This is a genomic window from Enterocloster sp. OA13 (assembly GCF_022440595.1).
Classification (GTDB): Bacteria; Bacillota; Clostridia; order Lachnospirales; family Lachnospiraceae; genus Enterocloster; species Enterocloster hominis.
The window spans coordinates 5,055,854-5,077,037 of the sequence record NZ_JAKNTF010000001.1 but is presented as its reverse complement, the minus strand read 5'-3'; the positions used below and the strand labels follow the sequence as shown (position 1 = coordinate 5,077,037).

Below are 21,184 nucleotides of genomic sequence, written 5' to 3'. Positions count from 1 at the left end.
ATTCACCCATGGCGTATGCTCAGGTTCAGTCCAAAGGATATCACGGAAAATACCAGCAGCAGCAGGAACGGCGCAAAATATGAACCTGTAAAAGTAAGGAGCGCGCCGCCGATTGTTGCCGTGAAGGAAGCGGGAATCATCATCAGGTTGGCAATGCTGTAATTAAGGGAGAAATGCTCCGTGCCGTAAAAGGAGGATACAACCGAGGATGTGACGGGCGGCTGGAAGGAGTAGGACAGTCCGGTGATACAAAGCCCGATTGCGCAGATGACAACGGAATGGCTGCTGATTGCCAGCAGCATGACAGCGGGAGCCGCCATGGTGATGATGCCGTCAATGGTCATGGTCATCCTCTGTCCGTAACGGTCAAAAAGCATTCCTGCCAGCAGCCTGCCGCATCCGTTGCACAGTGAAAGCACGCCTGCCAGCAGGGCCGCAAGCCCTGCCCTGGCGCCCACGGACAGCGCCACATCCCGGGCCATGCTGATGGTGCTGTTGCCCACGGCGCAGGCCAGTATCAGGAAGAGGAAAAAGCGTATGAAGGCAGGCCTTCTGACCATTTCCCCTGGTGTGTAATTTTTCTGCGGTCCCTTGCCGTGAGCTGTCCCCGGGTTGCCGGGCACATGATCTTCCCTGACCGGATGCCTCATGAATACAGCCGCCAGAAGCAGGGTAAGGCCAGTGAAGAAGCCGAGTATCCGGTAGGTGGCCCGCCAGCCCATGGAGGATGCTATCATGGAGTCCGCAATATTCCCAAGAATCAGGGCACTGGCCCCAAAGCTCATCATCAGGACCCCGGAGCTGGTTCCCTTTTTATCCGGGAACCACTCGTTTATGACAGAGATGACGGCGTTATATCCGATGCCGATGCCCAGGCCGGAAAGGATTCCGTAGGACAGATACAGCCTGCCAAGCCCGCCAGCCCCGATACCGGACGCAAGGATGAAGCCTGCGAAGGAGAGGAACCCGGCCGCCCCGAGAAGCAGTCTTAAACTGATTTTTGAGAGAAGTATGCCGGAGATGATGCCGCCGATACAGAACATGCACATGGTCAGGGTAAAGTTCATGGCCAGCTGGGATGCCGACCAGGAAAATTCATCCTGCAGCGGTGCCTTTAAGATAGACCACGCATAAATGATGCCGGAAAAAAACATGGCAGCGGTGCCAAGGGCCAGGATCAGCCATCGGTTTATTTTTGTCCCCATGGCCTATCCCTCTTGGCGGGACGCTACAATGCCTGCCAGCGCGATGCAGCGAAGCCGTTCCTCGGCAGGGGCGGCCCGTGACGTAAGGACAATGGGAATCCTGGCTCCCGCGACGTAGCTTGCCATGGTGACTCCGGGGAGCAGCTCCAGGCATTTCCCCAGGATGTTGCCCGCGTGTACATTGGGGGATACGAGGATGTCAAAATCACCGCAGTACGGGCAGTCATACTTCTTGATGGCGGCCCGTTCCGGGCTCATTGCCAGGTCATAAGAAATGGGGCCTTCCACGATGCAGCTGGCAAGTCCGCCGCTGGCGCACATCTCCTTAAGGGCGGCGGCGTCCATTGTCTCAGGCATATGTTCATCCGCGTGTTCCTTGCAGCACAGGACGGCGGCCTTTGGGTTTTCATAACCCAGACAGTGCAGGGTGTTCACCGCGTTGACGAGGATGTCCTTCTTCTTATTCAGGTCAGGATAGGCGCATACCCCTCCGTCCGTTGTAATCAGAAGCTTATGGTAAAAGGGAAGCTGGTAAAACGCCACGTGGGAGATGGTACGCCCTGTCCTCAGTCCGTTTTCCTTTTTGACCACGGGACGGAACAGGTCTGAGGTTTCCACCATGCCTTTGAGTAGGAAATCGGCATCCCCCTGTTTGATGATTTCCACGGCAGTGTCCGCCGGGGTCTGTCCGGCAGCCGTCTTTACGATATTGAAGCTGGAAACATTGCGCCCGCGTTCCCTGAGCAGGGAGCGGATGACCTCCGGTTCACCCACCAGGATTGCGTCCGCCACCTGGTTATCATAGGCGTCCAGCACAGCGTCAATGGCGGAGGGAATCCCTGCGCCGGCCACTGCCATGGTGCATTTTTTTCCCAGCGATGAATTCATCGCCATCATTTCACTAAAATTATGAAGTTCCATCTGATCCTCCTTTGGTTTGGTTCATCCGTCTCAGCCATTGTATTGCTGGACCTTTTCCTCGCCGTTCATGACGCGCAGCGCGCCTTCGGCCAGGGCCTGCATTTCATTTTCACCGGGCATGATATATACAGGCGTATCCAGGAAACCGATCCTGTCCCTGATATCATCGGTAAGGCGTTCCCAGTAGGCGCCTCCGCCTGTGATGATGACGGCGTCCAGCCTGCCGTCAGCGGCGGGAAGCAGGGAACAGATGCATTTGCTGAGCTGGTATGCCATTGCCTTCTGGCACAGGAGCGCGTCCCCGTTCCCCTCTTTTATCATCTGCTCCACTTCGCGCAGGTCATTTGTCCCAAGTAATGAGACAAATCCGCCTTTTCCATGGAGCCATCCGATGCAGTTTGTGGCCCCGTATTCCTGCACCAGCTGAACCATCCGCTCTGAGCGCATGAAGCCTGCCCGTTCCGCAGAAAATGCACAGGCATCCCCGGGGACCACATCCACCGGATGCCCCTTCTTCCAGAGGCATATGCTGTTGCCGCCGCCGATATGGGCCACCAGGATGTTCATGTCATGAAAATCCCTGCCCAGGTTTTTGGCAAGCCGGATTCCCATGGCGTGTGTGTTCAGGAAATGGCACATGCTATTGTGCTGGATTCCCTTTACCCCATAGACCTTTGCAAGGGGATTCAGTTCATCCGAAGTGATGGGATCGTATACAAAGGCGGGGATTCCTGCCTCTTTTGCGATTTTTGCGGCAATCACAGGTCCAAGGCTGGCGGGATGGGGTTCCAGGGGACGGTTTAGCAGCGCGTCCACAAGACGTTCGTCCACAGCGGTTGCGCCTGCATGGATTCCGGGCGGGGAACCGCCGCGGGACATGACACAGGACAGGTCCTGGGGTCTGTATCCCGCGCGTTTCAGGAACTGCATCACCAGCCCATACCGGTAGTCCAGCTGCTCTGTCCATACCTTGAAGCCTGAAAGGTCGTCCTTTGAATGGGCCAGGTTTTCCCGGGCCAGTTCCTTATCGTCCTCAAACACAGCGGCCTTTGTGGAAGTGGAACCAGGATTGATGACAAGGGTTTTCATAGCTGTTACCTCCTTTTACATGGCCCGGGGCCTAAATCAGGGACTTTCCTAACTCCAGGGCCTTCAGGTTCATCTCGATGAAGTTCTTTTTTACATTCTCCCGGATGATTTTTTCCCAGTCGATGTGTTCAAGTCCCATATACTTCACAATCATCCCTAACAGGATGACGTTGGCAACCTTGCTGCTGCCAAGCTTTGCCGCTTCTTCCGATGCGTTGATCACGAATACCTGGCCGCCCACCTTTTTCAGTTCCTCAATTATATTCCCGGGATAGGCGCTCCGTCCGGTCAGTACGGACTGGCAGTCGATTTTCTCGGTGCTGGTCACGATTGCGCCGTCGGGTTTTACATAATCAATCCAGCGCAGGGCTTCCATCTGCTCAAAGGATACCAGGATATCCGCATCCTTTTCCCCGATGACAGGGGAACATACCTGGCCGTCGGCGTTATAGCGCACATGGGAGGAAACCGTTCCTCCGCGCTGGCTCATGCCGTGTATCTCGCTCATTTTCACATCACATCCAGCTTCCAGAAGCCCTGTGGTAAGAAGCTTAGCCGCAGTAATTGTTCCCTGGCCTCCCACGCCGACCAGTAATACACTTTTTGTCATTTTCTCTGGCTCCTTTTCACTTTTTTATAATTGCGTGTACCGGACATATCTGGGAACATACGCTGCAGCCCAGACAATCGCTGCCGATGAATGCCTTCTTTTTCTCCCTCTCAAAATGGATTGCAGGGCATCCGGCCTTAAGGCAGGCCTTGCAGCCGACACAGGCGCTGTCATCCACCTGATACCTTTGGCTGAAGGCATCCGGGAATTCTTCTTTGTTTTCCTGGGACATTTTCTTGAGGGCGCATGGCCAGCGGGTGATGATGACGGACGGCTCATCCAGGGCAAGGGCCTCATCTAAGGCGTTCTTGAATTCGTCCAGATGGTTGGGGTCCACGGTTACCACATGCTTTATGTTGATGGCGCGGCAGATGGCGGGAATGTCAGCCTCAGGAGCAGCTTCTCCCTGCGCGGTAAAACCTGAACCGGGATTTTCCTGATGCCCGGTCATGCCGGTGATGCGGTTATCGAGAATGATGGTTACGGTATTGCTCTGATTATATGCAACATCCAGAAGGGAATTAAATCCAGTATGCAGGAAGGTGGAATCACCCAGCACGGCAACCGCGCGCCGGCTGCCGCCCACCTTGTTCATGACCTGCTGGAATCCGTGGCCGATGCTGATGCTGGAACCCATACAGATTCCGGTATCCCCCACATAATAGGGTTCCACGGGGCTGAGGCTGTAACATCCGATGTCTGAGGCAACCATGATATCCTTCATCTTTGACAGTGTGTAGAATACGCCGCGGTGAGGACATCCCGCGCAGAATGCAGGCGGCCTGGGCAATATCTTATCCCGGTCCACTTCCGGCTTCGGACTGGTGATGTTTAACAGCTTTTCACGGAGCACGTCGGGCAGAAGCTCCCCGGTAACCGGCAGCACGTCCTTTCCGGTACATTCAATCCCGGCCAGACGCATTTCATTTTCAATTAAGGGGTCTGTCTCCTCAATGACATAAAGCTTATCTACCTTTTTGGCAAAGGCGCGGATGCTTTCCATGGGAAGCGGATTGACGAAGCCGATTTTGTAGTAGGAGGCTTTGTCCCCGAATACTTCTTTTGCAAAGTAGTAGCTGCATCCGGAACATACGATTCCGATGGAGGTATCATGCATTTCCTCGCGGTTGAACGGGGTATGCTCGGAGTAGTCCTTTAAATCCTCCAGTTTTGTGTAACTATGCCTGACCATTGCTGGCGAATGGGCGGGAAGGGGGATGTATTTAGCCGCGTTCTTTTCATAAGGACGGACCGGCACCTCCATGCGTTCCCCTGTTTCGACCACACATTTGGAATGGCAGATCCTGGTGGTCATGTGCAGCGCCACCAGGGTGTCCGCCATCTCGCTGATACGGTAGGCTTCCTTGACCATGTCAAGGGCTTCCTGGCTGTCGGCCGGTTCAAAGAACGGATAACGGGCATGCTTGAAGAATACCCTGTCATCCTGGGCGGACTGCCCGCTTGACTGCTGGCCCGGCTCATCCGCGACAGCCACCACCATACCGGCTTCGCATCCGGTATAGGAAAAGCACATCCATGGATCCGCGGATGCGTTCACACCCACGCACTTCATGGAAACAAATGAACGGACCCCGGCCAGGGATGCGCCAAGGGCGCTTTCCATGGAGACTTTTTCATTGGGCGCCCATTCCGCATAGATGTCTTTTTTATCAAATTTAGCCAGACATTCCATAATTTCTGTACTTGGCGTCCCCGGATAGGCTGATGCAAATTGTGCACCAGCCTCCCATACACCACGCGCAACTGCTTCATTGCCCGTCATAAGAACTTTCATTATTCTGCTCCTTCTCAACTGTTTATTTGTCTGAGTAACTATAATCAAAGGAATGATTCATGGAAAATCTCGTTCATGGTAAAGACGCGGGAGATAAGACCCTGTTCATAAGAATATTTCATAGCCATCTCCACTGCATTCCACACGTTCTTCACGCCGCACTGCAGCGCAAACCGTCCGCTTCGTCCTTCTGCCGGATAGGCTTTTGAAAGCCCTGCAGCCAGCAGGTCATATACCTTGTGGACCGCGTCTATGTCAGCGCCCTCACGGAACACGACCATGTGGTTGATGGGAACTGCCTGATGTTTTTCAAACCATTCCGTGATGGCCCCGTCCACATCGGGAACCAGCCGCTCCAGTCCCTTTGGCGCGCCCTGCTTGGTGCCCATGATCACGGCTGCCAGTTCACCGGAGCGGACCATACCCGCCAGGTCTGCCCCCTGTGCAAGCTCTACGTTTGGCGGGCACTTATAATCAGCCGCATGGGGGGCTTCGGTGGTAACCCAGGTCACGTCCCCGGATGATACCCCGAACTGTTCGGACAGCATGCCCCGGACCCATACGCCGGTTGTCTGGGTGTAGGCCCGCACGCCCACCTTTTTCCCCTTTAAGTCAGCAGGGCCCATGGCTCCCAGGGCCGGGTTGTACCAGAGGCTTCCGTGATGGAACTCCCCGCCCATGACGATGGGCAGGAGCCTGATAGGGGTTTTGCTGTCCAGCCCCTGTAAAAAGGTACCCAGCGCCATTTCGCAGATATCAAAAGGCTGGTCACGGAGCATATCGTCAAATGACTTGCTGATGGGTTTGTATTCCGTAAAATTTAATTTGATATCCGGATCTGATAAGCTGCCGTCCTTTATGGCGCTGGTATGGGGATAAGTATCAAGAACAATTGAAACTTCTTTTGCCTGAGACATAAATATTCCTCCTAGTATGTTTTTCCGGCTGGATTAGTCCATGATTTCACAGCCAAGTTCAGCCAGTGTTGCAGCGAAGCCGCTTCGGTCCCATTTGCCCTGGGCAATGGTTTCAAGGAGCTTTTTCTCGCCTTCGTTCTGTCTGGCGGCCTTTTGGGCCACCCCGGCAGCATCGTCCGGCCGGATGACCACGATGCCGTCGGCATCCCCTGCCAGGATATCGCCGGGCAGGATGGCCATGCCTCCGCAGACAACCGGGGTGTTGATTTCACCAGGCCCGTTTTTCATGGGGCCGTTGGGGTTGAAGCCCAGTGCGTAGACCGGGAAATCAATGGCTGCAACAGCCTCCACATCCCGGATGCAGCCGTTGACCACAAATCCGGCAAGCCCCCGCTTTTTGGCGTGGCTGATCATGATTTCACCGCAAAGGGCGCGTTCCATGTAACCGCCGCCATCCACCACGATTACGTCCCCGGGCTGGGCCAGGTCGATGGCCCTGTTGAACATCAGGTTGTTTCCGGCAGCCACCCGGACCGTAAAGGCCGTGCCCAGAAGGGGCGTCCTGTTGTAGGGTTTAAGGCCCCGGAGGGAAAACATGCGGTTCATATTGTCATCAATATTGGGGGTGGGGATACCGCGGAACAGCTCTACAAGGCTGGGGTCCGCACGTTTTATATTGTTGTATTGGCGAAATCCGACATTTGACATAATGATCTCCTTTACTTTCCGGCCTTTTTAGCTTCCTGCAGGAAGTAATATCCTGTTTCCTCACGTGCCTTGTCAAGGCGCATCCCCTGCTTGATGAAGCCTTCGATTACTTTCTCCCTTTCGTGGATTTCCTGGGCAGCTGCCAGGACCTTTTCAGCGATTTCAAAGGGAATGCTGAGAACGCCTGTGTCGTCGCCAAAAATCAGGTCCCCGGGATTGACTGAAACGCCTGCGATGCGCACAGGAACCTGGGTTGCCTCAAGATAGGAATGCATTTTCCCGGTCCACATATGGGTTGCGCGGGCAAATGTGGGGTACTTCATCTCACGGATATCCGGGATATCCCTTATGATGCCGTCTGCAATCGTGCCGTTGACACCGTTGCGCATGGCAACGCGGCTCATTAAGTCGCCCCAGCAGGAGTAATCCAGGCGGCCGTCATTGTCAATTACAATGACATTGCCGGCAGGCACTTCGTCAAGATAGTCCATCTTGCCCTCAAATCCGCCCTGGCAGACGCCGAACAGTACGGTGAATGCCTGGCCGCAGAGCTTTGTCCCGGGAACAATGCAGTTCAGTCCGAACATGCCTGTGTTATAACCAAAACGGTTTACTGCGTCCGCTACCTCGGTGGTGTCCAGTTCCTTATATGCCTCTATGATTTCCGGTGCCAGAATTCTGTCTTTCAGTTCCATGATTTTTCTCCTTTTCACTCTTTTATCGGTTTAACATGTTTTCGTAGTTTGCTTTGGAATCCACTTCCCCAAGCCTTGCGCCTTCCTTGATGCTGCGGATCATTTCCTCTTCTTTAGCGGCAATTTCTTCAGCCTTGGCAGTTACCTCTTCAATCCGTTCCTGTGGGATGATGACCACCCCGCTTTTATCGCCTACCACAATATCCCCAAAGCGGCACAGCGCGCCTCCGCAGCAGACCGGTTCGTTGATAGCGGCTTCCATGAAACGTCCCCTGGCCGTCAGTACGGTCCTTCCCTTGCAGTACATGGGGAACTGAAGGTCCACAATCTCATCCACATCCCGGACCAGTCCATCGGACACCCAGCCCTCCAGCCCGTTCATGCAGGCTGCGGTTGCTGCGATTCCTCCGCAGGTGTTCATGTCCGGGCGGACGCTGCCTTCCACCACGATCACGCTGCCAGGCGCGGCGTTCTGGATGGTTTCCATGCCCCCGTGCTTCTGCTTGGGCAGGTGGTCCGTTGGGATGAACCGCTGCGTGATGGCAGGGCCTACGATTTTCTTACAGCTCTCATAGAGAGGGGTGATTCCGGCACAGACATTGGAAAATCCCAGCGCGTCCATGGCATCGGAAATATTGGTGGTGCCCAGTTTATAAAGTCGTTCTCTCAGTTCCTTTGTTAATTCAGCCATATATGTAACCTCCTTCATCCGTTAAAAAGTTTGGAGCTTTGAAACAGGCAGTTCCGTCACCACAAGGGAATCGCTCATGGTAAAGGACTCCGCGTATTTGATGTTCTTATCGCCGATGGTCCTGGATGCCTGCCAGCCCCTGTGTGTGCTGAGCCTTGTGTGGATATGGGGGCCTTCGGTCTGGGTTGCGATGCATTTCATGGCTTCCAGCTTCTTCTCAAAGAAATCGGTGATATCAATGTATACGGCGGGTACGTAGCCGCTGCGCTCAGGCTCGGATGCCTCGAATCCATAGATGGGGGCTGCCTTGGCGGGTTTCAGGCCGCTGCTTTCGATTCCGGCCTGTCTGGACATGATGGATGCACGGTAAACAATGTCCCTTGCAAACCCATGGTCCGGGTTTGTCAGATCTACCTTGTCATGGGTGATGATCAGGGTGGGCTGTACTTCGCGGATCTTCTCGTTCAGCTTCCGGATGATTTCAGGGCTGACTTCCAGCATGCAGTCATCGTAGTCCCACATCTCAAAATTGGTGACGCCCAGGACCTTTGCCGCGTTCATGGACTCGGTAAGGCGGATTTTCTTCACATTCTCCGCGTCCTGTCCCTCCTGTTTCCAAAGAGGACCGGACTCCCCGCGCGCGCCGTAGGTAAGGCAGACCACATATACCTGGGCGCCTCCTGCCAGATATTTGGCAATGGTGCCGCTGCTGCGCCATACCCAGTCCGCGGAATGTGCAGATACAACTAATAAACGCTGATCACTAAACATATTGTTCTTCTCCTTTATCTTTCAATATTTTTTGTTCACTTAACCCAGCAGAAGCTGTTTGGGGTTGTCATGGATGGTCTTCCTGACATCTGTTTCGGAGATACCGTTTTCCAGCATCCAGTTTGCAAAATCAAGGAGTCCTTCATCCGGGTATTTGTGTTTCTTCTGGCCCAGATCCGTACTGATGATGATGTGGTCGCAGCCCACGGATTTAATCTGGTTCAGGCACACATCCCACTCCACCTTCCCGGTGGTGCAGCTGTTGGTGCAGTGCTCCATGTAGACGCCGTATTTCCTTACGAATTCAATCTGCTCTTCAATTTCCCAGAAGCAAAGCTGGGAATCCACATGTGTGCATACAATCCGTTCGACCTTGCGTTCCTTTGCAACCTTAATCAGTTCCTTTGCCTCGCGTACGGATATGTGTCCGGTTGCCAGGACCATGTCGTATCTTGCAATCACGTCCAGGACCTCAATGGCCTCCGGCACCAGCCTGCCGTCATCATCCAGCAGCCGCACCGGCTGCAGGGTCATCCCGTCGGCCTGGATGGAGAGAAGGACGTCCAGCCAGAAGGGGCGGCGTCCGCCTTCCTCGATATGCTCTGTCTTCTTGATGGCTGCAACCGTGTCAACGGTTGGGAACCAGACCACCTTGGCGCCGTCCCTGGCAGCCGCGTCCACCGCGTAAGGGTTCAGCCCTCCCACTGAGTTGTTAAGGACAATGCTGCCAAAGGTCTGGCACTCAGGTACCCTTTTATTAGCAACCTTTGCCCAGGAGGAGCTGGGAAAATAATGGCTCTTAATGACGTATCCGGCCATACCGGCCTCTTTCACACGTTCCGCCTCTTCCAGGAAGTCCAGTTTCCGGTCCATGATGTCAGGGCCTGTGTGGATGTGCATGTCATATGCACCAGTAATGATAGTATCGCTCATGGTTCACACTTCTCCTTTTCTGCTTTGTTTTATCCTGATTCAATTATAAAATGCCGTGTGTGCAAAAGTAAAATATAGATAATCTCATATATCTTTAAAAAAAACTATGGTTCCGGTTGTTCATTTTGACGTAAACCGGGTTCTGTAATTTGATTGTCCATGCTATAATAAAGGCAGTTGACATTTTTTATTGCAGCCACCACGGAGGGGGATATCATGACCATTACACAAATGCAGTATTTTGTCGCCGTATGTGAATACGGGACCATCTCGAAATCCGCTGAAATGCTCCACATCTCTCAGCCGTCCATTTCCCTGGCAATCAAGGATCTGGAAGAGCAGCTGGGTGTTACACTGTTTGACCGTGAGAATAAGCGCTTCCAGCTTTCACAGGAAGGGAAATATATGTATGAGGTCACAAAGGACATCCTGACCCAGATTAACGCCCTCGAGGTCCAGATGAAGGACCTGGGAAAGCACCGGAACCAGCTGTGCATTTCAGTCCCGATCCTTACCGGGATGTTCATGCTCAACCTTTTCATGAATGATTTCCGCAAGGAACATCCGGACATTTACTATATAATCAGACAGTATAATTCCCCCAAGGCCTTCAAATCACTTGATGACGGCTCCTGCGATGTGGCAATCATCGTCGATGAGGGGAAGCTTCCGGGGAATCTGGAAAAAAGGCCTGTTTTCAGTTCGAAATTCGTGTTCTGTGTCAACCCTGACAATCCCCTGGCAAAGGAAAAGGCGATTAATATCGTGGACCTGAAAAACGCCCCCATCATATTGAGCCAGGAGAACTCCTACATGGCCAAGATACTGAAGACGGCGTTTTATAATGCAAATTCGGTTCCCAACATATTGATGTACGGCGTGGAACTGTCTCTAATCCGGAACCTGGTTTCCTCCGGGCAGGCCGGAACCTTCCTCATCAAGGAACTGGCTGATACATGGCCGGAGGTGGTGACGGTCCCCTTGACGGAGAAGATACCCATCACCTTTTCACTGGTATGGCGCAAGGATAAGTTCCAGAATAAGAAAACCCACACATTGATAGAGCACATCCTCCTGAAGTCCGGCCACGGTCCAGGAGGACGGCAGGCAGGCGTTTAGCAGCTGCCATATAAGAACCGGCCGGAAGCGCAATGACAGCGCTTCCGGCCGGTTTTTTCTGTGTGTATTATCGGTTAAAACAGTCTTACTATGAATACCCAGATAAGGCCGCTTAAGACGGTTGACACGAATGCAAGCAGCATCATTTTACCAAACTGTTTCTGCTGCTCCTTGGGACCTGGATTCACAACAGATGTCCAGCATGCGAATACATTGGCGCCAGCCAGTGACATAGGACAGGACATTCCGATATAGGCGCCGCTGCCGATGGCTGCCAGGCAGCGGAACATATCCTGCCTTGTGCCGCCAAGGCTCTGTATGGTTTCTTCCACGGTTGCAAAAAGAATGGGGATCGGAACCGACATGGCGTGTGTAAACATGGACAGCACGCCGGATACGGCGCTGTAAACCCCGGATACGATGGGGAGGTTTGCAACATATCCGATAAAGTTGGAGAGGATTGTTATACCGCCAAGAGCCTGGACAACGGACGCCAGGATGCCGGTGCCGGCAACCATGATGACAGTGCCCCATTTGGTTTTATCAAGCACATCTTTCTGCTCCACACAGCCCGCTGCAATCATGATTACGGAGAAGATGATTGCCACGAATCCGATATGCCACTGGGTGAAGGCGTAAAAGAGGATGAATGCAAACATACAGATCATACAGATCCACTGCTTCTTGTTAAAGGCAGGGATATCCTTAAGCGCTTCCACTTCCGAAACATACTTCTTATCCTTTTTGAACCCGCGGAATACAAAGTAGTAAATAATTCCCAGTATGGTACAGACCAGGATATGGTCCCAGAAAAAGATTTTGGAAAGAACCCCTGTCTCGATAAAGCCTTCGCCCTCCGCAATTGCAATCTGTCCCGCCAGGTTGCCGCCAAGCGGGGTCATCCTGCCTGCAAGACCGCCGAACATGGTCAGGATCATGGAACATTCCACATTGGCGCCGATGTATCCCGCGATTTCAATGGTAATCAGCGGCACCACGGTCAGGGCCAGGATGGTGGTTGGTCCTAAAAGTGCAAACAGCATGGTAAACACAAAACATATCAGCGGCCAGACCTCTGCCTTAACAGGCAGTTTCGTAATCAGCTTTTTGGCAAACAGGGCCAGTGTCCCGGACTGTGTCATACACTGCCCGAAGAAATAAATACCAATCAGGGTCCAGAAAACGTTCAGATTGATACCGCCATACATGACGGAATCCTTGATTCCGCCGAACCGTGCCAGGACAATGGCTACTGCAAGCGCTAAAAGACCTACATTCAGCCTGGTTATATAGGCAACGATTATTACCAGAACTAATACAATTAATGAAATTGCTGAAAAGTCCATATTGTAACCCCCTAATCATCATCAACTTGTGTCAATATAAATTCATCACCGGTTTATCGTTTCGGAATGCCCGGCAGGCCCGGATACTTTTCGGCAACCTTCTGTACTTCCGGATCTTCCAGACAGCAGAGCCATCCATTGTCATATACAAGGGTATCACCTACCGTCAGTGTTGCATGGCGGATGTCCCCGGTAATATGTGTGTAATAGCCATAATTTTCATTTGCCCCGGCAGAGCCGATATGTACATGGAGGTTCGATGTATGTGAGTGCTCAATCAGCCTTCTGTGAAGCGGATTGGGGCATTCATTCTCAGTAACCGCCGCATTGGGATGGACGCCGAAATGGAATGTATCGAACTTCCAGATGCCATCGCCCACCTTTCCTTCCATGTCCTTTAAGAATCTCTGGAGCGCGTCTGCCTCGGAACCGCCGGAAATCTTTACGATGCGGCCGTCCTTGATATCCAGGCGGATTAAGTCCTCCCACTGCGGCCTGATCCCGATGTAGCGGGACCACCAGCTGAGCATGCGGTCAAAGTAATAAACGCCGTTGATATCCTGGCAGTTCACAGGCGGATGTACCCATTCCGGCCAGAACGACACATGCCGGACCTGTTTGCGGTAGGAGTCATAAGGCAGCCCCGGGATACCGGGACGCTTCACCGGATCAAGTGTATAGCCTTCCAGATGGGTGCCGTTTGGATCGGTCAGCACAAACCTGGACATATGGTTCATGAACGGCTTTGAGCTGATATGGCGGATGGCCGTGACCAGTTCATAAGGCGTCTGTGCCCATCTGCTCATCAGCAGGGGTGCTGTGGTTGGGAATATACGCACCATCCATGTCTGGGCATCCTCAAAATGTCTGCGGAAATTCCCAAGCTCTGTGGTAGTGATGTCAAATGAAGTACAGAGCACAAGGTCTGCTTCCTCAACAACTCCTCTTAAGATCGGGGGATAGCGCCAGTGATGCGGTTCCTGTGGATCGTCCAGCCAAAGGATGGAACAATGGGCGCCCCGCGACTGTACCACGGATGACATCCATGAAACGGCTTCCTCATCCACCAGATTATCACCGCCGTACAGCCCGTCTTTATGGGCTACAATTACAACCTCCATTCCAGGTTTGACCTCAGCAACGTTGTCTACAAGATCAATCAGCGAATTCATCGCTGCCTGTGGGATACCTACCTGTATTGACATTCAATTTCTCCTTTCATTTGCCTTTTCATGCATTTCCGGATATGCATAAAAATTGTTTGGTTTATTCCATGCTTAAGCAGAATACCTAAAATTGTTAAACTTTTTCTTCTCTTCTTGTATAAGAATACCATATGGGATGTCAACTATGGAATAAAAGATTATTTATCTTAACTTTAATAAAATTAAAGATGCCGGATTTCTCGGCTAGATTTCCCAACTGGATTTCCCACGGCCGGATTGACAAAACAGATGGCCGGTGCTATGCTAAGTAACAGCAGGGAGCTTGTGATGCAGGCTGAGAGGAAGTAATCGAACTTCGACCTATCGTACCTGATTTGGGTAATGCCAACGTAGGGAAATATGAAGCGCTTCATTGTGTATATCAAGGTTCATATCCCGCGGGGGTATGGACTTTTTTTAATTCATATGGAGGGAAATGGATATGAAGATGAACATTAAGAAACTGGCTGTAAGCGCAATGCTGGTGGCGGTGGCGGTGTCGCTGTCCGGCTTTTCCATCCCCATCGGGGCGTCCAGGTGCTTTCCCATGCAGCACCTGGCCAATGTGGTGGCCGGCGTGTTCCTGGGGCCGTGGTACGGGGTGGCAATGGCTTTTTGTACCTCCCTTATCCGTAACCTGATGGGAACCGGAAGCCTTCTGGCATTCCCTGGAAGCATGATAGGGGCGCTGGTGTGCGGGATGCTGTACCGTCATACGGGTAAGCTGGCCCTGGCGTATGGAGGCGAGGTTTTCGGCACGGGAATCCTGGGCGGTATCCTGTGCTATCCGGTTGCCACCCTGGTGATGGGCAAGGAGGCTGCCATCTTTGCCTACGTGATGCCGTTCCTTATGAGTACGCTGTGCGGAACCGTGATTGCCGCGTTCTTCATCGGCGTGCTGTGTAAGTCAGGGGCGTTTAAGTACATGAAGCATATGCTGGATGCCGATGTGCAGCCGTCCGTGGCAGTGAAGGGACAGGGGAGGTAGGGCTGCAGGTACAGCCCGGAAGGAACTGACAGATGAAACAGATAGAATGGATAAAAAAAATAAGGGATACCTCACCCCGTGTCCACTGCATCACCAATTATGTGACGGCTGGGGACGTGGCCAACATGGTGCTGGCCATTGGCGGTTCCCCCATCATGGCCCAGGGGATTAAGGAGGTGGAGGACGTCACGTCCATCTGCCAAAGCCTTGTGCTGAACATGGGAACCCTTGAAGAGGAACGGGTTGAGGCCATGATCCTGGCCGGGAAAAAGGCGGCTGGCCTGGGACATCCGGTTATCCTTGACCCGGTGGGAGTGACTGCGTCAGCCTTTCGGAGGGTGTCGGCCCTTAGGATCCTTAAGGCCGTCAGGCCATCGGTGATACGGGGAAATGTTTCTGAAATCCATATGCTGGAACAGGCGCTTATGGGAATGGAGACAGGGAACCTGTGCGGGGTGGATTCCGTGCCAGGCGATTGGACGGACCAGCCCGAAAAAGCCGCCGTATCCCTTGGAAACCGTACGGGCGCTGTTGTGGTGATGACAGGGACAACGGATGTTGTGGCCGGACACGGCAGGGTCATGAAGATAAGGAACGGGCATCCCTTTATGGGGCGCATTACGGGCAGCGGGTGTATGCTGGATGGGATTATCGGAGCTTTCTGCGCAGTGGGCGCGCCTGTGACGGAAGCCGATGCCATGACGGAAGCCGCCGCCATGGCAGTATGCGCCCATGGCCTGTGCGGGGAGCTGGCTGCCGGAAAGGCCGTCAGGACAGGAGGCGGAACAGGCAGCTTTAGGATGTACCTGACGGACTATATGAGCATTCTGGATGACGGGATGCTGGAAAGAGGGAAAAAAATTGAGATTTCATAGGAATCAGCTTTTAATCTATGCGGTGACGGACAGGGCGTGGACAAAGGGCAGGAGTCTGTGTGAGCAGGTGGAGGAAACCCTGAAAGGAGGCGCCACCATGGTCCAGTTCAGGGAAAAGAACCTGGGACAGGGAAATTATGACCGGATGCTGGCCGAGGCATTGGAACTCAGGAAATTGACAGAGCGTTACCAGGTCCCGCTGATTATCGATGATGACATAGAGCTGGCCCTGGCCTGCGGCGCGGACGGGCTTCATGTGGGGCAGGATGATATGGATGCTGGCCTGGCCAGGAAGCTGCTGGGGCCTGACCGGATACTGGGGGTGACGGCCAAGACCGTGGAGCAGGCAAAAAGGGCCTGTGTCCAGGGCGCGGATTATCTGGGCAGCGGTGCTGTTTTCGGCACCACCACCAAAGCCGATGCCAGGCCCATGACCATGGAGACCCTGCGGTCCATATGTGATTGTTCGGACGTTCCCGTGGTTGCCATCGGAGGCATCAACCTGGGGAATATCGGGCTTCTGGAAGGCAGCCACGTGGCCGGGGCAGCCATTGTTTCCGGCATTTTCGCGGCACAGGACATATGCCTGGCTACTGCCCGGCTAAAAGAAGCCATGATAAAAATCCGTGATAAAAATTCAAGTTATTTCCAAAAAACAGTTGACATTTAAATATCATGTGATTATAATAAGCTCAACATTCAACAAAACATAAAAAACTGTTGAGCAGGAGTAAGTAAGATTGTAATGCCAGGCACAGAGAGCTTCCGGCCGGTGTAAGGGAGCGTTGGATTAGAGTCTGAATGGACCTGCGAGGGCAGCTGGAAACCAGCAGTGTTAAGCTGATGGGAGTATGGGCTGACGGGTATCCCACCGTTACCAGGGAGGACGCATGATGGTGCGTTACAGAGCGGGCGTATTATAATTCTTGTTCGATGACACAGCATCAGGTTATTTTTGACTTGATGCTTTTTTATATCCATGGGGTGGACTCCATGGAACAGGAATACGCCAACCAGGGTGGTACCGCAGAAGTTTTCAGAAGCTTTTGTCCCTGCTGACATATGGTCAGCTTAGGGATGGAGGCTTCTTTTTTTGCAGATGATCAACATCCGGACCGCCCGGCGTATGTAAGCCGGATGACACTGGCCCTGCAGCCGCACCCACAACCAGAAAGGAGACATTCCCATATGATTATCCCAACCTGTGAAGAAATACTGAATCTTTCCCCCAAATACGATATCATCCCCATCTGCCGCGAGGTGTACGCGGATATCGTCACCCCCATCACGTTGCTTCGCCGCATTGCAGGCAGAAGCAGCCGCTTCTATCTTCTGGAGAGCATTGAGGGCGGGGAAAAATGGGCGCGCTACTCCTTCCTGGGGTATGACCCTGTCATGCGGGTGACCTGCAAAAACAGCCTGGTTACCATTGAAAGCAGCATGGAAGAGATACCGTCCCAGACCATCCCCACCAGCCAGCCCCTTCAGGTCATAAGGGAAATCCTGAACCGTTACCAGTCCCCGAGGCTTGACGGGGAACCTCCTTTCACTGGCGGGTTCGTGGGGTATTTTGCATATGCCATGATTGGATATGCAGAACCCACCCTCCATATCTCCAGGGGGGAAGCCAATGATTATGACCTGATGCTGTTTGACAAGGTGATTGCCTATGACCACCTGAAGCAGAAAATCGGGATTGTGGTTAACATGAGGACCGGAAGGAACATTGAGGAAAATCCGGGCGCCAAGGGGCTTGTGGCCTTTAATCCTCCTTCCCCGGATTCCCGCCCAAAGGAAACCCAGTACCTGGAATACCTGATGAAGGAGTATGGAAGGGCGTGCGGGGAGATTGAGGCCATCGCATCCCTGATTAATGAGACGGCCCCGCTGAAAAAGCTTACATCCGTATCCAAACCCGTTTTTACCTGCAATGTATCCAGGGAAGCCTATTGTGATACAGTGGAGAAAACAAAGGAATACATCCTGGACGGCGACATTTTCCAGGCAGTCATCTCCAGACAGTTCTCCAGTCCCTACAGCGGCAGCCTGTTAAACGCCTACCGGGTCCTGCGCACCACCAACCCGTCGCCCTACATGGTGTACATGAACATAGATGACGATGAAATCATAAGTACGTCCCCGGAAACGCTGATCCGCCTGAAGGACGGCCGTCTGACCACATTCCCGGTGGCCGGCTCAAGGCCCAGGGGAGCCACGGATGAGGAGGACAGGAGACTGGAAAAGGAGCTGCTGGCAGATGAAAAGGAACTGTCAGAACACAACATGCTGGTGGACCTGGGGCGGAACGATATCGGACGGATTGCATCCTTTGACTCCGTGGAAGTGACCGAGTACAAGATGATACACCGCTACTCAAAAATCATGCACATCTGCTCCCAGGTGGAGGGCGATATAAGACCTGGATACGACGGCTGTTCCGCCATTGAGGCGCTGCTGCCAGCCGGAACCCTGTCAGGAGCGCCCAAAATCAGGGCCTGCGAGATCATCGAGGAACTGGAGCAGGTCCCCAGGGGAATATACGGAGGAGCGCTTGGCTATCTGGATTTCACCGGAAACATGGATACATGCATCGCCATCCGCATGGCGGTCAAACAGAACGGGACAGTCACGGTCCAGTCCGGAGGAGGAATCGTGGCGGACAGCGTACCTGAATTGGAATATGAGGAATCCGCAAACAAGGCAATGGCCGTGATAAACGCCATCAAGAACGCAGGGGAGGTAGATGATAAATGATACTTCTGATTGATAATTACGACAGCTTTTCCTACAACCTGGTGCAGATGATTGGAAGCATCGACCCGGACATCCGGGTGGTCAGGAACGACAGGATTACCATAGAGGACATTAAGGGAATGTCCCCCAGCCATCTGGTCCTGTCCCCGGGACCGGGGTATCCCAAGGATGCAGGCATCCTGGAACAGGCGGTGAGGGAACTGAAGGGCAGGATGCCTATCCTGGGCGTATGCCTTGGACATCAGGGAATCTGTGAAGCATTCGGAGGGACCATCTCACACGCAAGGAAGCTGATGCACGGAAAGCAGAGCAGCATTGAGGTGAACAACCAGTCACCACTGTTTAAGGGGCTGGCGCCCAGGATACAGGCCGCCAGATACCACTCCCTGGCGGCTGAGGAAGGAAACCTGCCCGGGGAACTTGAAATCATTGCAAAGGATTCGGAGGAAGGGGAAGTGATGGCCGTGCAGCACAGGGAATATCCGGTTTACGGACTTCAGTTCCATCCGGAATCCATCCTGACGCCGGATGGGAAACAGATACTGGGGAATTTCCTTTCACTTGCTTGTACGGCGTGATTTCCAGCATGATATTCCAGCTTGTTTTTCCAGCGTGAATACGCAGCTATACAGTGGGCATATGTGACCTATCAACCGCAGTTTTATTTGAAAAGGAGAATGATTATGATTCAGAAGGCAATCCATCAGTTAGTAGAAAGGGCAGACCTGGATTTTGATATGACAAAGGCAGTAATGGATGAGATCATGAGCGGGGAGGCAACCCAGGCGCAGATATCTTCCTTCCTGACAGCGCTCAGGATGAAGGGGGAGACCATTGATGAGATTACGGCCTGTGCAACGGTCATGAGGGATAAGGCGGTGAAGCTGGCCCCGCCGTTCCCGGTCATGGATATTGTGGGCACGGGAGGGGATGAAGTGGGAACCTTCAACATTTCCACCACAAGCGCATTCGTGGCAGCAGCCGGAGGCATCCATGTGGCAAAGCACGGAAACCGCAGCGTATCCAGTAAGAGCGGGGCCGCGGATGTGCTGGAGTGCCTGGGCGCCCAGCTTGCCCTGACAGCGGACCAGGCGGAGGCGGTGCTGGAACAGACAGGGATGTGTTTCCTGTTTGCCCCGGCCTACCACTCCTCCATGAAATACGCGGCGCCGGTGAGGAAGGAAATAGGAATCAGAAGCATTTTCAATATATTAGGTCCCTTATCCAATCCGGCGGGGGCGTCCATGCAGCTTCTGGGCGTCTACAGCAGGGAACTGGTGGAGCCTCTGGCCCAGGTGCTGGCTAACCTGGGAGTGATACGGGGCATGGTGGTATGCGGCGGCGATGGACTGGACGAGGCAACCTTAACAGGACCCACCCATGTGTGTGAGATACGGTTCGGACAGCTGTCCTCCTATGACATCACGCCGGAGGAACTGGGCCTTACATCCTGTAAGCTGGAGGAACTTATCGGAGGCACGCCCCAGGAAAATGCAGCCATCACAAGGGATATCCTCTCCGGCAGGCTGACCGGGCCAAAGCGGGACGTGGTGGTGCTCAACGCAGCCATCAGCCTGTATCTTGGCATTGACGGCTGCACGGTTAAGGACTGTGTAAAGAAGGCCCAGGACATCATTGATTCAGGAGCAGCCATTGGGAAGATGGAGGAGTTCATCAAGGCCACCAGCCAGGCGGCGGGAACCGGGGTGGACGGAGCAGGAAAGAAGGAGAAGGCGTCATGATACTGGACACGATTGCAGCGGCCGCCCGCAGGCGGGTGGAGGAGAGGAAGCGGATAAAACCGCTGGCGCTGGTAATGGAGCAGGCGTTGACCTGTGCTGAAGGCCTTAAGAACAGAGGGGGCGGAAATGGGGAAGCCAAAAGCCGTACGGCCTTTGAACAGGCGCTGTCCGGCCCGGGGATATCATTTATCTGCGAGGTAAAAAAGGCTTCCCCGTCAAAGGGGCTGATTGCACCGGATTTTCCTTATGTGGATATTGCGAAAGACTATGAGGATGCTGGAGCAGACGCCATTTCCGTGCTCACCGAACCGGAATTTTTCCTGGGAAATGACAGGTATCTGGAGGAAATACACCAGGCGGTACGGCTTCCTCTCCTGAGAAAGGATTTTACGGTTGACCCCTACCAGATATACGAGGCCAGGCTGCTGGGGGCATCGGCAGTGCTTCTTATCTGTTCCCTTCTGGGCAAAGAACAGCTGACGCAGTATCTGCGTATCAGCAGGGAGCTGGGGCTTTCCGCCCTTGTGGAAGCCCACTCAGAGGAGGAGGTTTCCATGGCGGCGGATGCCGGGGCCGGTATTATAGGGATTAACAACAGGAACCTAAAGACATTTGAGGTGGACTTTTCCAATGCGTTAAGGCTCAGGAGACTGGTGGGGCCTGACACCATATTCGTGGCTGAGAGCGGCATCAGGACGGCGCAGGATATAGAGGCGCTGGCAGAGGCAAAGGTGGATGCGGTTTTGATTGGCGAGACGCTGATGAGGGCGCAGGATAGGAAAATGGCTTTGGCGGAGTTGAAAAGCGGATGTAGTTAAAA

At 53.4% G+C, this 21,184-nt stretch carries 21 protein-coding genes and 1 riboswitch; of the genes, 8 read left to right on the top strand and 13 right to left on the bottom strand.

Features of this window, described 5'->3' with window-relative positions; genetic code table 11:
- Positions 1-2: 2 nt before the first annotated feature.
- From MCJ35_RS22430 to MCJ35_RS22380, 11 genes are read right to left on the bottom strand one after another with little or no spacing between them, the layout of a single operon-like run.
- Complete coding sequence (locus tag MCJ35_RS22430; protein WP_025485177.1) at positions 3-1,205, bottom strand: MFS transporter; 1,203 nt, start codon at positions 1,203-1,205, stop codon at positions 3-5.
- A gap of 3 nt (positions 1,206-1,208) precedes the next feature.
- Positions 1,209-2,126, bottom strand: a complete 918-nt coding sequence (locus tag MCJ35_RS22425; RefSeq protein WP_008720395.1) for a phosphate acyltransferase — start codon at positions 2,124-2,126, stop codon at positions 1,209-1,211.
- Between the two features lie 30 nt (positions 2,127-2,156).
- Positions 2,157-3,215, bottom strand: coding sequence for a butyrate kinase (gene buk / locus MCJ35_RS22420; protein ID WP_025485179.1), 1,059 nt, complete (start codon positions 3,213-3,215; stop codon positions 2,157-2,159).
- Positions 3,216-3,246: 31 nt separating this feature from the next.
- On the bottom strand, positions 3,247-3,825 hold the full coding sequence (locus MCJ35_RS22415; RefSeq protein ID WP_008720392.1) for an indolepyruvate oxidoreductase subunit beta: 579 nt from the start codon (positions 3,823-3,825) through the stop codon (positions 3,247-3,249).
- 16 nt (positions 3,826-3,841) lie between these two features.
- Positions 3,842-5,620 (bottom strand): thiamine pyrophosphate-dependent enzyme, encoded by a 1,779-nt coding sequence (locus MCJ35_RS22410; RefSeq protein WP_008720390.1) that lies wholly within the window; start codon positions 5,618-5,620, stop codon positions 3,842-3,844.
- A 44-nt stretch (positions 5,621-5,664) separates the two neighbouring features.
- Positions 5,665-6,537, bottom strand: a complete 873-nt coding sequence (locus MCJ35_RS22405) for a substrate-binding domain-containing protein (RefSeq protein WP_025485181.1) — start codon at positions 6,535-6,537, stop codon at positions 5,665-5,667.
- 33 nt (positions 6,538-6,570) lie between these two features.
- The gene (locus MCJ35_RS22400; RefSeq protein WP_008720387.1) at positions 6,571-7,245 is read right to left on the bottom strand and encodes an RraA family protein; all 675 of its coding nucleotides are present in this window, start codon (positions 7,243-7,245) and stop codon (positions 6,571-6,573) included.
- Positions 7,246-7,256: 11 nt separating this feature from the next.
- Positions 7,257-7,940 (bottom strand): RraA family protein, encoded by a 684-nt coding sequence (locus tag MCJ35_RS22395; RefSeq protein WP_050927280.1) that lies wholly within the window; start codon positions 7,938-7,940, stop codon positions 7,257-7,259.
- 22 nt (positions 7,941-7,962) lie between these two features.
- A complete protein-coding gene (locus MCJ35_RS22390) occupies positions 7,963-8,631 on the bottom strand; it encodes an RraA family protein (RefSeq protein ID WP_040380417.1) in 669 nt (222 codons plus the stop codon).
- A gap of 21 nt (positions 8,632-8,652) precedes the next feature.
- A complete protein-coding gene (locus MCJ35_RS22385) occupies positions 8,653-9,402 on the bottom strand; it encodes a PIG-L deacetylase family protein (RefSeq protein WP_025485184.1) in 750 nt (249 codons plus the stop codon).
- A 39-nt stretch (positions 9,403-9,441) separates the two neighbouring features.
- Entirely contained in the window at positions 9,442-10,335 is an 894-nt protein-coding gene (locus tag MCJ35_RS22380; RefSeq protein WP_008720381.1) for a DUF6282 family protein, read from the bottom strand.
- A 216-nt stretch (positions 10,336-10,551) separates the two neighbouring features.
- On the opposite strand from MCJ35_RS22380, the gene MCJ35_RS22375 reads away from it, so the two are divergent.
- The gene (locus MCJ35_RS22375; protein WP_025485185.1) at positions 10,552-11,454 is read left to right on the top strand and encodes a LysR family transcriptional regulator; all 903 of its coding nucleotides are present in this window, start codon (positions 10,552-10,554) and stop codon (positions 11,452-11,454) included.
- A gap of 74 nt (positions 11,455-11,528) precedes the next feature.
- On the opposite strand, the gene MCJ35_RS22370 is transcribed toward MCJ35_RS22375, so the two are convergent.
- Positions 11,529-12,800: an SLC13 family permease gene (locus MCJ35_RS22370; RefSeq protein ID WP_025485186.1), complete on the bottom strand. Its 1,272-nt coding sequence runs from the start codon at positions 12,798-12,800 to the stop codon at positions 11,529-11,531.
- A gap of 53 nt (positions 12,801-12,853) precedes the next feature.
- The gene (locus MCJ35_RS22365) at positions 12,854-14,005 is read right to left on the bottom strand and encodes a M29 family metallopeptidase (RefSeq protein ID WP_008720372.1); all 1,152 of its coding nucleotides are present in this window, start codon (positions 14,003-14,005) and stop codon (positions 12,854-12,856) included.
- A 265-nt stretch (positions 14,006-14,270) separates the two neighbouring features.
- Positions 14,271-14,380: riboswitch (TPP riboswitch) on the top strand.
- A gap of 67 nt (positions 14,381-14,447) precedes the next feature.
- Here MCJ35_RS22365 and thiW point away from each other — a divergent pair.
- The 7 genes from thiW (at position 14,448) to trpC (ending at position 21,182) form a co-directional block, all read left to right on the top strand.
- The gene (gene thiW / locus MCJ35_RS22360; RefSeq protein ID WP_025485187.1) at positions 14,448-14,993 is read left to right on the top strand and encodes an energy coupling factor transporter S component ThiW; all 546 of its coding nucleotides are present in this window, start codon (positions 14,448-14,450) and stop codon (positions 14,991-14,993) included.
- A 32-nt stretch (positions 14,994-15,025) separates the two neighbouring features.
- Entirely contained in the window at positions 15,026-15,868 is an 843-nt protein-coding gene (thiM, locus tag MCJ35_RS22355) for a hydroxyethylthiazole kinase (RefSeq protein ID WP_025485188.1), read from the top strand.
- Complete coding sequence (thiE, locus tag MCJ35_RS22350; protein ID WP_025485189.1) at positions 15,855-16,538, top strand: thiamine phosphate synthase; 684 nt, start codon at positions 15,855-15,857, stop codon at positions 16,536-16,538. Before thiM ends, thiE begins: the two co-directional genes overlap by 14 nt.
- A gap of 518 nt (positions 16,539-17,056) precedes the next feature.
- Entirely contained in the window at positions 17,057-18,622 is a 1,566-nt protein-coding gene (locus MCJ35_RS22345; RefSeq protein ID WP_025485190.1) for an anthranilate synthase component I family protein, read from the top strand.
- Positions 18,619-19,200 (top strand): anthranilate synthase component II, encoded by a 582-nt coding sequence (locus MCJ35_RS22340; protein ID WP_025485191.1) that lies wholly within the window; start codon positions 18,619-18,621, stop codon positions 19,198-19,200. The genes MCJ35_RS22345 and MCJ35_RS22340 overlap by 4 nt, the downstream gene beginning before the upstream one ends.
- 105 nt (positions 19,201-19,305) lie before the next feature.
- The gene (trpD, locus tag MCJ35_RS22335; protein WP_025485192.1) at positions 19,306-20,364 is read left to right on the top strand and encodes an anthranilate phosphoribosyltransferase; all 1,059 of its coding nucleotides are present in this window, start codon (positions 19,306-19,308) and stop codon (positions 20,362-20,364) included.
- A complete protein-coding gene (gene trpC / locus MCJ35_RS22330) occupies positions 20,361-21,182 on the top strand; it encodes an indole-3-glycerol phosphate synthase TrpC (RefSeq protein WP_240299659.1) in 822 nt (273 codons plus the stop codon). Before trpD ends, trpC begins: the two co-directional genes overlap by 4 nt.
- The last annotated feature ends 2 nt before the right edge of the window (positions 21,183-21,184 follow it).